Annotated in this window: 12 protein-coding genes; 2 read left to right on the top strand and 10 right to left on the bottom strand. The window is 62.3% G+C overall.

Features of this window, described 5'->3' with window-relative positions; genetic code table 11:
* Positions 1-113: 113 nt before the first annotated feature.
* From VFZ66_06370 to VFZ66_06345, 6 genes are all read right to left on the bottom strand, one after another.
* A complete protein-coding gene (locus VFZ66_06370) occupies positions 114-995 on the bottom strand; it encodes a carbohydrate ABC transporter permease (protein HEX6288796.1) in 882 nt (293 codons plus the stop codon).
* Between the two features lie 21 nt (positions 996-1016).
* Positions 1017-1895, bottom strand: a complete 879-nt coding sequence (locus tag VFZ66_06365) for a sugar ABC transporter permease (protein ID HEX6288795.1) — start codon at positions 1893-1895, stop codon at positions 1017-1019.
* A 69-nt stretch (positions 1896-1964) separates the two neighbouring features.
* Positions 1965-3365: an extracellular solute-binding protein gene (locus tag VFZ66_06360; protein HEX6288794.1), complete on the bottom strand. Its 1401-nt coding sequence runs from the start codon at positions 3363-3365 to the stop codon at positions 1965-1967.
* A 254-nt stretch (positions 3366-3619) separates the two neighbouring features.
* Entirely contained in the window at positions 3620-3826 is a 207-nt protein-coding gene (locus tag VFZ66_06355; GenBank protein ID HEX6288793.1) for a hypothetical protein, read from the bottom strand.
* 111 nt (positions 3827-3937) lie between these two features.
* Complete coding sequence (locus tag VFZ66_06350; GenBank protein HEX6288792.1) at positions 3938-4783, bottom strand: bacterial transcriptional activator domain-containing protein; 846 nt, start codon at positions 4781-4783, stop codon at positions 3938-3940.
* A gap of 154 nt (positions 4784-4937) precedes the next feature.
* Positions 4938-6221, bottom strand: coding sequence for an ROK family transcriptional regulator (locus VFZ66_06345; protein ID HEX6288791.1), 1284 nt, complete (start codon positions 6219-6221; stop codon positions 4938-4940).
* A 93-nt stretch (positions 6222-6314) separates the two neighbouring features.
* Here VFZ66_06345 and VFZ66_06340 point away from each other — a divergent pair, with 93 nt between their 5' ends.
* Positions 6315-6458: a hypothetical protein gene (locus VFZ66_06340; protein ID HEX6288790.1), complete on the top strand. Its 144-nt coding sequence runs from the start codon at positions 6315-6317 to the stop codon at positions 6456-6458.
* Positions 6459-6623: 165 nt separating this feature from the next.
* Here VFZ66_06340 and VFZ66_06335 read toward each other — a convergent pair whose 3' ends face one another.
* Positions 6624-8090: a family 10 glycosylhydrolase gene (locus tag VFZ66_06335; GenBank protein HEX6288789.1), complete on the bottom strand. Its 1467-nt coding sequence runs from the start codon at positions 8088-8090 to the stop codon at positions 6624-6626.
* 313 nt (positions 8091-8403) lie between these two features.
* Positions 8404-8811 carry a hypothetical protein gene (locus VFZ66_06330; protein HEX6288788.1) on the bottom strand — a complete coding sequence of 136 codons (408 nt, stop codon included), beginning with the start codon at positions 8809-8811 and terminating at the stop codon, positions 8404-8406.
* A 371-nt stretch (positions 8812-9182) separates the two neighbouring features.
* Here VFZ66_06330 and ccsA point away from each other — a divergent pair, with 371 nt between their 5' ends.
* On the top strand, positions 9183-11516 hold the full coding sequence (gene ccsA, locus VFZ66_06325) for a cytochrome c biogenesis protein CcsA (protein HEX6288787.1): 2334 nt from the start codon (positions 9183-9185) through the stop codon (positions 11514-11516).
* Positions 11517-11533: 17 nt separating this feature from the next.
* Here the strand turns inward: ccsA and VFZ66_06320 are convergent, their stop codons facing one another.
* Together VFZ66_06320 and VFZ66_06315 are read right to left on the bottom strand one after the other, a co-directional pair.
* Positions 11534-11884, bottom strand: coding sequence for a cytochrome C oxidase subunit IV family protein (locus tag VFZ66_06320; protein ID HEX6288786.1), 351 nt, complete (start codon positions 11882-11884; stop codon positions 11534-11536).
* Positions 11885-11888: 4 nt separating this feature from the next.
* Entirely contained in the window at positions 11889-12605 is a 717-nt protein-coding gene (locus VFZ66_06315) for a cytochrome c oxidase subunit 3 family protein (protein ID HEX6288785.1), read from the bottom strand.
* Positions 12606-12622: the final 17 nt, after the last annotated feature.

Genomic DNA, 12622 nt, shown 5'->3' with positions numbered 1-12622 from the left:
TAGCCGGGCTTGCATGTCGGCCAACGATCCGTCTGCCGCAAGCATCGTCGGTGCCTAGACCACGCTGGCTGTGACCTCCTTGTCACCTGGCTTGTGCCACGCCCGTGTGCCGATCAGCCCTTCACCGCGCCGCTGGTCAGACCCTTGATCACGAGATTATTCAGCGCCAGATACAGCACTAGCACGGGAATGACCGACATCGCGATCGCGGCGAAGGTCGGCCCCCACTGCCGCTGACCGTACTGACCCACAAAGCTCAACAGCCCGGTCTGAAGTGTCCGCAGCTCAGTTTCGCTGATAAAGGTCAGCGACAGAATCAGATCGTTCCAGATGAAGAAAAATTGAGTCAGGGCGACCGTGACGATCGCATTCTTGACCATCGGCAGCACCACGCTGAAAAAAGCTTGATAGATGGTCGCGCCGTCAACGATCGCCGACTCCAGTACTTCGCGCGGCACGGGCTTCAAAAAGCCGGTAAACAGGAACACGTTCAATGGCAGACCGAAGGCGACATAGGTCAGGATCAAGGCGAGGAGATTATCGAGCAGCTTGACGCGGTAGTAGATGGTGAATAGCGGCAGCAGGACCATTTGCAGGGGAATCATGATCCCCGCCAGGAAGATCAGCAGCACGATGTTGCGGCCTTTCCAGCGCATAATCTCGATCGAAAACGCGGCGCTCACGCTGAGCAGAATAATCAGGAACAGCGACGGAAGGGTGACGAGGATGCTGTTGCGGAAGTAGATGCTCATGTTTCCCCGCGTCCAGGCATCGGTGTAGTTCTGCCAGTAGAAGCCGTCGGGCAGCGCATAGATGGGCCGCGTATTGAACTCGCGCGGCGCTTTGATCGAGGACAGCAGCAGCCAGATGATCGGATAGACTTCAATCACCAGCAGCAGCCCGATCAGCCCGCCCATCAGGATCGAAGCGACCTTGAAGCGTCTGCGAGACACTGCGGTCGTCGTGTTGAGCCTGCGTGATGTGGTGGTCGCCATGTCGAATCCTCCCATCGGTGATTACGCCACATCGCGCCGGGCAAAGCGAAACGCCAGCAGCGAAACCAGTAAACAGTACAGCGTCAGCATCAGGGCGACGGTGCTGCCGTAGCCGTATTGGTTGTTTTGGAATGACGCCCGATACATGTACAGCGTCAGCGGGGTTGTCGCCTGGCCCGGCCCGCCGTTGGTGAGAGCGAGCACGGAATCGAAGACTTTCAAGGTGCCGTTCATGCTGAAGATCAGCGACGAGATCAGCAGCGGGACGAGCAGTGGCAGCACAATAAACTGCACGAGCCGCCAGCCTTTGGCGCCATCCAGGCTGGCCGCTTCGAGAATATCGCCCGGAATATCGACCAGTCCGGCGTACAGCAGCACGGCGTAAAAGCCCATCGCGCGCCAGATATCCATGATCGCAAGCACCCAGAACGCCGTGGTGCCGCGCCCAAGCCACGATACGGCCTGGAGGCCAAACAGCTCCAGCACGGCGTTGACGATGCCATACTGCGGCGCAATCGCAAACAGCTTTGAAAAGATCGCGGCCACCGCGACGGTTGGCAGGACGACCGGAAAGAATACCAGTGTCCGCACCACCGACGAGGCACGCTTGAGGTAGAAGTGAAAGAGCAGAGCCAGCAGGAGGCCAAGGAGCACCTGTCCGCTGGAGACGACGAGCATGTATTTAGTGCTGAACCAGAGCGCATTCCAGAAGCGCCGGTCCTGCATCAGCCGCACAAAATTAGCGAAGCCGACAAAGGTAAAGCCGCTAATCGCCGAGCCTTCAAAAAATGTGTAGCCGATGGACCAGACGATCGGGATCAGCAGCACCAGGGCGTACACCAGCAAAGCAGGCCCGACGAATACCAGTACGGCTTTCGGATCACGCAATACTTTCTCCACAGGGGTCGCTCCTTGAGGTGCCGTGCCGCGAAGGCTGCCTGGTGGACCTTCGCGGTCACGCGCTCGTTGTTATGAATCCAGTGCCTGCTGCAAGTCGGTCATGAATTGCTCAGGGGTCATGTCGCCCGTCGCCAGCAGCGCGGCGTTGGTCTGCGACAGCGTCGTCGCTTCGGGATCGAAGCGGGCTTCGAACCACAGCACGCCGGTCTTGGCTCCCGCAATCTGCTGCACGACCATCTTGGTGAGTTCCGGCTGGTTGGTCGGCGGATTGGCAACCGTAAAGCCTGTCACCAGGCCGGCGTCGGCGGCTTGCTGGCCGTACTGGCTAAAGACCCCTTTGATCCAGTCGCCAACGGCCTGGGGATTCGCATCGTAGGCCGCCTGGGAGAACGACCGCGTCAGACCGGCGTTCATCGACCACGCATCGGCTGTTCCCGCGCCGCCATCGACGGTTGGAATGTTGAAGAGGCCAACATTTTCCGCGCCGATCTGGTTGCGTGCGGGATCGTTGAACGTCCGCAGTTCCCAGCTACCCATGTAGAGCATAGCGGCAGTGCCTTGCAGGAACTGATCAACCGCCGTGTCGTAATCGATCGTGGCGACACCTTCGCCGAAATAGCCCTTGGTGCCCATGTCTTGCACGATCTTCGCTGCCTCGATAAACCCCGGATCGGTCAGCTTCAGCTCGCCCTGCGCCACCCGCTCCATCACGTCGGGGCCGTATTTGCGAATCGCGTAGCCGTTGATCAGCCGGGTGAGCGGCCAGCCCTGCTGGCCGGATGCCGAGAAGGGCTGGATGCCTTTCGCATGAAGCGCTTCGGCGACCTGTAGCAGCTCATCCCATGTTTTCGGCTCCTGAAGGCCGTTATCGGCGAACAGCTTTTTGTTGTACCAGAATCCTTCGATGTTCAGCTCAACCGGGATCGCATACAGTCCTTGATCGTTAACCAGACTCTTCAGCAGCGCGACCGTCGCCGGGTTGAGCTGGTCGAAGATCCCAAGCTCCGTGAACGTTTTTTCGACGTCGAGCACCTTCTTGGCCTCAATCAGCGGCAGCAGCGGCGCGCCGGACTCGTACGCGAACATCGTGGGCAAGTTATTGCTTCCGGCCAGCAGTTGCACGCGCTGGATCAGGTCAGTCTGGGGTGCGACTTCGTGCTCATAGGTTACATTGGGATGTTGTTCGGTGTACGACTTGGACAGCGTGCTAATCACGCTCTCCAGGCCTTCCGTCTCTTGTCCGGGCGTCAGGTACCTGATCGTGACCGGCTCGCCGGTGGCGGCGGATGCGGCGGCGGGCGGCGACGCAGCCTCGGATGCTGCCGCGCTGCCTGAGGATGCTGGCGACGCGCCCGGGGACGCGCCGGTGGACGAGGTACCGGGTGAGGCGCTCCCACACGCAGCGAGCAGGGCGACCACGGCGATCAGGAGCATGAGCCTCGGAACGAAGCTGTTTCTGAGGTTGAACATCCTGGGTTCCTCCATTGAGCATCGTATCAGCCGTGCAACGGTCACAGATACGCTACGACACGACGGTCGCGTGATCGTTGGCGAAGAACATGCTCTCCCTGCGCTCCACAGCCATCCATCACGGTCGCTCCCGCGCACGGCGTTCGGTTCCAGAAGATGTGCTGGCGCGGATCATCCATGCCTGAGCCGTCTCATCCGGCCAATGACGTGGGAGCGATGGATGGTGCATCCTTGAGCCGGGACGCTCATCACGCTCAGTCATCCTCCGGGCGGGCGTGCTGCACAAGCCAGTTCTGTACGACCTGGTTCAAGCCGACGACGCCGCGAAAGCGCTGGGGCGGTGCATCTGTGGTGTCGACTAGCTCGCCCAGGATCAGTCGGCCCCGCTCATCCAGCGCCAGGCGCAGAATGAGCGTGATGTACAGGCGATTGGCGATAGCGTCATCTGTGAAATCCGGCATGGCATGACCTCTGTGCGATGCCTTCTGTCTATCGTTCCATCCTACCGGTCGACGCTTAAGTGCTATCGAAGTCAGCGTGGTCGCCGACCTTAAATGTGCATTAAGTTTGGCTTAAAGAAGGTCCGGCTGTAGCCGAATCTGGTCAAACAATGCGACCGTGGCTGGCTCTGGTGGTGCATCGAACTCATCGCGCAGCAGAGCGACGCAAACCTGGAACTGGTGCAGCGCCGCCGCGCGCTCGCCGCGCCGCACATAGCAGCGCATCACCAGACGGTGGGCGTCCTCCCGATAGGGATCGCGGGCCAGCAGGCGCCAGAGATGCTCAAGCGCCCCATGGTAATCGCCCGTGCGATAGGCCTGATCGCTCAATTGCGCCAGCACCCACAGGTAGCGTGCCCGCAAGCGCTCGCGCTCCACGATCGTCGGTGCATCCGCTGCCAGACATAGATCGTCGCGATACAGCGCGGCGGCGCGGCGATAGCACTCGACCGCAACACAGGCATTGCCCCGCTGCATCTTACAGTCGCCGGTTTCAACCAGGCTGTCGAAGCACGTTACATCGACGCCGATGCCTGCTTCGACGTTGAGCCGGTAATAGCCGTCCTCGTGAAGGACGGGCGCTGCGTCATGCAGCGCGTGGCCGAGGTGCTTGTGGAGGCTATGGACCAGATTATTAAGCGAGTTGAGGCCGAGGGCGCGATCACGGGTGGGCCAGATCGCATGCACGAGTCGCTCGCGCGAAACTCGCCGTCCCGCGTGGAGCGCGAGCTGCGCCAGGAGCGCCTCGCGCTTGCCACCGGCACGGATGGGCACAAACTCGCCCGCTCGGAACAGGCGAAAATTGCCCAGCAAGCAAATCATGATCGGCCACGATGCCTCGTCATGGCCCGCGCCGGTCCACATCACGTGCTCCGGAGCGCGCCCCGTTTCTCGTGGTTGTCGCTGAGCAATATCCATGATCGATTCGCCTCGTAACGTTGACGGTCGTCTCACCGGCCCGGTACGCGCTTGACGGACCGCTCCTTCGTCAGGCGCGTGCTGTCTCCATACGCTTGCCGTGTGGCGATGACGTGCGCTGCGGTGTCCCTCAGCGCTTCAGTCAGTCGACGGATCAGGGCAGCGCCAATGCGCGCGTATCAGGATGGAACGCAGGATGGGGCTGGTGCATCGGTGAGGTGAAGAGCGCATTCAGGACAACACAGGCGGCACCCCGTGCCCACATGTTATTGTCGGCAGGCTCGATATGAATTCGGAGCGTCTCGGCCAGGCCGTCGAAGGCGAGGGCACGCAGCGTGGCCTCCATCGGCTCAAAATACCAGCGTCCGCACTGCACGGCCTCGCCGGTGATGATCAGCAGCTGGGGATTGAGAATATTCACCAGGCTGGACACGCCGACTCCAAGCCAGTGACCGGCTGCCGCTAGCACGCGCCGGGCAAGCTCATCACCACGATCCGCAGCGTCCGCGACGTGCTGCATGGTTCGTTGTTCCGTTGCGCCAAGCAAGCTTGGCTCGCCCCGTGCAAGGGCCTCCTCGATCTGTCGCATGATCGCGGGTGCAGCCGCGAGCGCCTCGACGCAGCCGCGCCTTCCGCACGAGCATGGCGGGCCATCCGGCTGGAGGACGGTATGGCCGAACTCGCCAGCGCCGCCAAGCGCGCCACGATATATCCGACCGTTCGTGACAACCCCTGCGCCAATCCCGTGCCCGACGGCCACGGCAGCGAAATGATCGACCCCGCGCGCCGCCCCAAACCACTGCTCGGCAATGGTGAGCGTCCGGGCATCGTTTTCGAGATAGACTGGAATGCCGAAGTGCGCCGCGAGCGGATCGGCGAGTGGGACGTTGCGCCAGCCGTAGTGCGGCGCGAAGTGGCTGACGCCCGTGTTGGCGTCGACAATGCCATTGACTCCGACTCCCATCCCCAGAAGTCGTTTGCGGTCGATCTCCGTCATCGACAGCAGGTGCTCAACCGCTTGAATGGTTGCCTCGATCATCGCATGGGGTGCGTACGATACCTGAGAAGGAGCGGTGTTGTCGTCGAACCGCAGGGGTGTGCTGGCCGCCTGGAGGATATTGGCATCAAGATCGGTGAGCACACAGTCTACGGATTGCGTTGTGAGCTTGACGCCGACGACAAAGCCAGCGTGCGGATTCAGGCGAAGCAGGACAGCGCGGCGACCCGCCCGTCCATCCCCATCGGCCTCGCCGACCTCGTGGACAAGACCGCGCGTGATCAGCTCGCCGGTAATGCCCGTCACCGACGCCGGGCTGAGTCCTGAGACTGTGGCAATCGCCTTGCGCGAGATCGGGCCGCGGCGCTGGATGAGTTGCAAGACTAGGGACTGATTGCTCTGTTTCATCAGTGCCCGGTCACTCTTCTGTGTCTGACTCATCGTTGATCCGCTTTATTTCATTCAGTGAATGAAACAACTATAGTGGAAGGCACCTGATCTGTCAAGCTGCGAATGCCAGGCCACGCGATCGGTGTGGCACGCAAAGGTCGCGTGCCGCAGAGGGTTGCGGTGTACGATGAGATATGGAAGCATACGGGATGGTGGGCCGACGAGCCGACCATCAGCCTGAGGGTGGCGTTCGACCACGCGCTCGTCGACGGCGCACGGGCGGCCTAGTGTACGCAGCGTTTGAAGGAGCTTATCGAGCGCGGCGCTGGGCTGGGCGAGGATCGGGCCATACGCGCCTGACGACGAGCCAGCGGTTGTTCGGACCGCCGAAGGGAAGATTAACGAACGGCCCTCGAAGACAGCCGGTGTCTTCGAGGGCGCGCGAACGAGTGGCTAATTGGCGGGTGCGGAAAGCGCATTGCTGGCCGCGCTCTCGTTATGCAGCCGATCCAGCGCCGTCACGACATAGGTGTAGGCGGAGCCCACGGCGGCGCGCGTATCCAGGTAGCTCTGCGTCGTACTTGTCGTGGCGCGCTGAACAACCAGGATCTTGGCCGGATCGGCAAGGCTCACCGCCTCGCCAGGGTTGAAGCGATACACGGCAAACGCGGTGTCATCGCTGGCCGTGCTGGTCCAGTCCACCCGCACCCCGCTTGCCGATCGCGTCGCCGCCACCGCGTTCGGCGCGCTGGGAGCCGTGCTGTCGATCCAGAGATACGGATCAACCAGCGCCGGATAGCGCCATATGTCGTTGGTCAGGCGGTCGCGGAAGCCAAGCGGATTCGCGATCACGCTGTCGATGTTGTAGAGCATGCTGCCCATGGTTTCAGGAAATTGCAGGTTGTAGGCGAGCTGGTTCGGCAGCTCGTCGGGATTATCCCACGCGGCGGTATCGTTGCCGATCTTGTACGCGGCATGACCAATGTAGAGCTTGACCCGATAGCCACGCACTTCGGTGGTCCACCATGTTACCAGCTTTTCATAGGCGGCAGGAGCATAGCCGAAGCTCCAGTAGATCTGCGGCGCGATATAGTCGAGCCAGCCTTGACGAATCCAGGTGCGGGAGTCGGCATAGATTCCATCGTACGCCTGAAAGCCCGACGTATCCGAGCCGGTCGGATCGGTGGAACGGTTGCGCCAGATGCCGAACGGGCTAATGCCAAACTTGACATACGCCTTGGCCTGCTTGACCGCGATGGAAACCTCGCGCACCAGCGTGTTGACGTTATGACGTCGCCAGTCGGCCTTGACCGGAAACTGGCTTGCGCCATAGGTCTGATACGTCGTGTTGTCAGGAAACTCAGTGCTGCCGGACGGATACGGATAGAAATAGTCGTCGAAGTGGACGGCGTCGATGTCGTAGTTGCGCACCACTTCCACAATGCTATCGACCACATGCTTGCGCACTGCCGGATGGCCGGGATCGTACCAGAGCTTCCCGCCGTAGCTGACCACATACTGCGGGTTGAGTCGCGCCCAGCTTGTCGATGCCAGCGCGTTCAGGTTCGTATCCATGCTGACGCGATATGGATTGAACCAGGCATGAAATTCAAGATTCCGGGCATGAGCAGCCGAGATCGCAAAGGCCAGCGGATCGTAGCCGGGATGCTTGCCAGGCGTGCCGGTCAGATACTTCGACCACGGGTTGATCGTCGATGGGTAGAAGGTATCGTCGGTGGGACGAATTTGCAGAATCACCGCATTCATGCCCATCTGCCTCGACGAATCCAGCAGGCGAATCAGCTCCTGCTTTTGCTGATCGATCGATAAGCCGGGAGCCGACGGCCAGTTGATGTTGGTTACAGTGGCGATCCAGGCTGCCCGTAACTGACGTTTGATCCAGATGGTCTGCGTTGACACGTGGCTGCTACCCTGAGGCTGGCGCGCGGTTACGACAGGCGCTTGTGCTGCGAGCATAAGCATGGCAAGAACGAGCAAGGCGAACGAGCTACGGCGATGGTGGTGGCGCATACGTTCCAGAGCCTCCCTACAAATGCTGCGATGGCGATCACGGCGGAATGATGTTCCGATCCCGTCGAGGGTGGGCGAGATCAGTATAGGGGATGGTTAAAATTTAATCAAATTTAACCTTATGCCTGGCGAATGCCGCATAGAGGCTGCTCGTCAGTAGCAGGAGGTGGCGTGAAGCGCGCCGCCTCAGGCTGAAGCAGCGTCAGGCGACGGCTTCCGCCATGTCCGCGTGGATGCTCATGTCGTTGCGACGGGCCGCGCCCTGGTGCGCCGGGTACCGGGTGTTCGCGATCACCGAGATGATCAGCACGACCTGATCGCCGGCGGGCTGCTCGTCGATCTCGATCTGCGAGCCGAGCTGCTGCACACAGATCGGCAGTAACCATTTCATCTGCTCGATGCGGGTGATGCGCGGATCGAGGCGCACCTCGCATTGCCCGCCACCTGCCGTATCCATAATCTGATCGACGATATACTGCACGGTCGGTTCCTTATCCCGCCTTGGCCTGCGCGCCACGTGCAGGCGCTGGACCGCGCTGCCGAGCCAATCGCCGATCGCTGGACGATAGTGGGCTGTGCTGCCAGGACTCGCCGTATGTACCGTTTTCATCGCCTTCCTCCTGCTGGTTCCATGCGCTGGCTGAAGCGTCAGCGTGGTGTCGGTCGCACGTGAGGAGGGGCGTACGGGGCGGCGACAGGTGGGGCGGGGCCGGAGCAGGCAGCATGCCTCTCCTCGTGAGGCCAGTATACAGGCGGATCGCGGCGTCAACAGAAAGGAAGCGCCACCAAGCGTAAATGAAGCTTCACCCACCCCGACCACGCCAGTGGTCGACCCCGCCGCGGACCGACCGGAGCAGCGCACCGTCGCTCGACCGTGGGGAGCTTCCCGTGTTATACTGGGTGGAATTCCAGCACGACATCCCAAACTGATCACTGCACCCTTGCCCGCCATGCACCCACGGTTTAGGCGCGGAGGTCGCTATGTATCTGCTTGGTACGACCCTGATCGTGCTCGTGATCCTCTCGGCACTCATAGCCTCAGCATGTTTCACGCTGGTCGTCAGTGGGCGCACCGCGCTCTTGCGCTGGGGCCGGGCCGGTGTGTGGAGCGCCGTGGTGGGTGCCTGCGCGGCAGCGCTGCTGCTGCTGGCGCTGTTTGTGCTGCAACGGTATGATGTCCGCTACGTCTACGACTACTCTTCGACTGACCTTGAGCTGCGCTTTCGCGTCGCCGCCGTGTGGGCCGGGCAGCCCGGCAGCCTCGTTGTCTGGGCGCTGGTGGGCCTGCTCTGCGCCCCGCTGCTGATCCGGCGGACCCGTCAGCTTGAGCCCTATGTGCTTGCGACGCTGATGCTGCTCCAGGCGCTAATCCTGGTGTTTGTGCTGGCGCGAAACCCGTTCACGCCCACGGTCATCGATGGCGTCGCCAGTCGACCGGATGATGGGCGCGGCCTGAACCCGATCCTGCACAACGTCTGGATGGTGATCCATCCGCCAACGCTCTTTACCGGCTATGGGCTGCTTGGCGTGCCGTTCTGCATGGCGCTGGCCGGCCTGTGGCGGCGCGACTACGACGGCTGGGTGCGTGCCGCCATGCCCTGGACGATCGCCGGCTGGGGCGTGCTGGGGCTGGCGCTGACGATGGGCGGCTACTGGGCGTATGAGTCGCTGGGCTGGGGCGGCTACTGGGGCTGGGACCCGGTGGAGAACGCCGCGCTGGTGCCGTGGCTCACGAGCACGGCGCTGGTGCATGGCCTGCTGCTCCAGCGGACGCACGGCGGCCTGCGGCGGACAAACGTCGCGCTGGCGATCCTTACCTACGGCTTCGTCCTGTACGCCTCGTTCCTGACGCGCTCCGGCGTGCTGTCGAACTTCTCGGTTCACTCGTTCGTCGAAGAAGGACTCAAGGGCATCATGCTCGGCACGATGATCGTGATCCTGAGCGCGAGCGTGCTGCTGCTGCTGCTGCGCTGGCGCGATATTCCGCGCAGGCCGCTCTCCGAGGTCCTGCTGTCGCGCCATACGATGTTCGTGCTGATGATCCTGACGTTTGTGGTGCTGGGCGTGGTGATCTCCTTTGGCAACTCGATGCCGTGGATCACCTCGATCCCTGGCCTGAGCTTCCGGCTGGAGCGCATCGTGCGTCAGGTGTTTCCGATCGATGATGGGACCCTCTTCAACGGGCAGCCGCTCGGCGATGGACGGTTTTCGCTCACGCCGGAGTTCTTCACGCAGACAACGCCGCCGCTGGCGCTCGTCCTGGCGATGCTGATGGCGATCGGCCCGCTGCTCGGCTGGCGCGATACGAGCGCGCCACGGCTGCTGCGTCTGCTGCGCTGGCCGTTTGCGCTGGCGGTGCTGCTGACCAGCGTCGGCATCCTGCTCGGCGTGCGCGATCCGCGCTCGATGGCATTTTTGCTGATCGCCACGTTTGCCGCTGGAACCAACCTGCTGATGATCGTGCAGACGCTGCGCGCAGGCTGGCTGCGCATCGGCGGGTATCTGGCGCACGTCGGCATGGCGGTGCTGCTGGTCGGCGTGATCGGCTCGTCGGCGTATGCATCGCCCGAAGAAAAGCTGGTCCTTCCCCAGGGCGAGACACAGCGGATCTATGGGCATAGCTTCACCTTCGAGGGCTTCGAGGGACGGCCCGACAACAAACACGTGCTGCGCCTCACCGCCGACAGGGATACCGACACGCCGTTTGTCGCCCTGCCTGAGCTGTACTTCAACGAGCGCATGGGAGCCTGGGTGCGCACCCCGGCGATCCGGCGCTCGCTGTGGCAAGATCTGTACATCTCGCCAGAGGAGTACGTGCCAGCCGATGATCCCAGCACGGCGATCCTCGCGCCGGGCGAGCACGCGCAGATCGGCCCATACGCAATCCGCTTCGATCGATTTGCCCTTCAGGATCATATGGCGAGCGCCGAGTATGCGCTGATTGGCAGCACCGTGACGATCACCCACGAGAGCACGGTGCAGGTGCTCACGCCCTGGCTGCGTCTGGAGCCGGATCGTGGACGAACATCGCTGCCGGTGCGGCTGCCGGGCGGCAACGATCTGGTGCTGGAGCGCGTCAGCGCAGGCGACGAGCTGATCCGCCTGCGCGTGCTGGGGCTCGACCTGCCGGTGCTGCCAGCCCGCGCCGTGTTCACGGTCAGCGTCAAGCCAGCAATCGCGCTCGTGTGGCTCGGCGCCGTGCTGATCACGGTCGGCGGCGGTATCGCCGTTGCTCGGCGGCGCTGGGAGGTCGCAGGGGCGCGCGTGCCGCTGGTGTCGGCGGCGGAGCCGTGGAGCCAGCGCGCGTCGGGCTAAGCGACGCGCGCTGCCGCTCAGCGATAGATCGGCAGCCAGGATCGGCTGATATAGTCCGCCATAGTCATGCCCAGCATCAGCGCCAGCCAGACGAAGGCCGCTCCGGCGAAGACCCAGGTCATGCGGCTGCTGTAGCGCACATGCATGAAGTACAGAATGATCAAGACCGCCTTGGCGGCGGCGATCGAGATCGCCACCACAAAATTCAGCAGCCCCAGGTCGAAGAAGGCGACCACCACGGTCAGAATGAACAGGACAAAGAGCACCCCGAAGACCAGCAGGTACGTTCTGACCGGAATGATGTGATGCACCATCGGATCATGGTGCGACGATTGCTCACGCGGTATCCGCTGCTCGTATGGTCCCATGGCCTTACTCCCCCAGCGCGATTCCACCGATCAGATAGAGCAGCGGATACAGAAACACCCAGACAATATCGACAAAGTGCCAGTAGAGCCCGGTCATCTCGATCGGCGTGAAGTAGTGGGCGTTGAACCGACCGCGCCACGCCAGCCCGATCAGCACCGCTATAATCCCGATGCCAATAATCATGTGCAGCGCATGAAACCCGGTCATCACGAAGTACAGGTCAAAGAAGAGCGCGGCCTGGCCTGCGTGCTCGCCCTCCCAGGCAAAGGGCAGGCCCAGCAGCGGCATATGGCCCTCAAGATACTTCTCCGTGTACTCGACGCTCTTGACGCCAAGGAACACCAGGCCCAGCAGCATCGTGATCGCCAGAAAGATGATCAGCGGCCTGCGCCTGCCGGTCTGCCCGGCCCAGACGGCCAGCGCCATCGTCAGGCTGCTGGTCAGCAGCACGATCGTGTTGAGCGCTCCAAGCCGCCAATCGAGGTGGTGGCTGGCCTCGGCAAACGCCTCTGGATACGCGCCGCGATAGACCGTGTACGCCAGGAACATGCCGCCAAAGAACATGACCTCCGTCGCCAGGAAGGCCCAGGTTCCCAGCCGCGCGGACTCAAACTGCTGTTCGAGATCGTCGAAATGATGCGCCAGGTACGGCGAGCCATGCCGATCAACGGTCGCGGATAGAGGATTCGGCTCGTCCATCCGCGTTCGTGCGTCGTCCACGCCCACCTGGCCGCGAG

This window comes from Herpetosiphonaceae bacterium, assembly GCA_036374795.1.
Taxonomy (GTDB): domain Bacteria; phylum Chloroflexota; class Chloroflexia; order Chloroflexales; family Kallotenuaceae; genus LB3-1.
Note: the sequence above shows the minus strand (reverse complement) of the source record. Positions and strands in the feature narration are given on the sequence as shown.

Bases quoted from the DNA above. Each gene is read 5' to 3' on its own strand.
- VFZ66_06320 (HEX6288786.1), bottom strand. From the start codon at position 11,884: ATGGGACCATACGAGCAGCGGATACCGCGTGAGCAATCGTCGCACCAT.
- VFZ66_06330 (HEX6288788.1), bottom strand. From the start codon at position 8,811: ATGAAAACGGTACATACGGCGAGTCCTGGCAGCACAGCCCACTATCGT.
- VFZ66_06360 (HEX6288794.1), bottom strand. From the start codon at position 3,365: ATGTTCAACCTCAGAAACAGCTTCGTTCCGAGGCTCATGCTCCTGATC.
- ccsA (HEX6288787.1), top strand. From the start codon at position 9,183: ATGTATCTGCTTGGTACGACCCTGATCGTGCTCGTGATCCTCTCGGCA.
- VFZ66_06355 (HEX6288793.1), bottom strand. From the start codon at position 3,826: ATGCCGGATTTCACAGATGACGCTATCGCCAATCGCCTGTACATCACG.
- VFZ66_06350 (HEX6288792.1), bottom strand. From the start codon at position 4,783: ATGGATATTGCTCAGCGACAACCACGAGAAACGGGGCGCGCTCCGGAG.
- VFZ66_06370 (HEX6288796.1), bottom strand. From the start codon at position 995: ATGGCGACCACCACATCACGCAGGCTCAACACGACGACCGCAGTGTCT.
- VFZ66_06345 (HEX6288791.1), bottom strand. From the start codon at position 6,221: ATGAGTCAGACACAGAAGAGTGACCGGGCACTGATGAAACAGAGCAAT.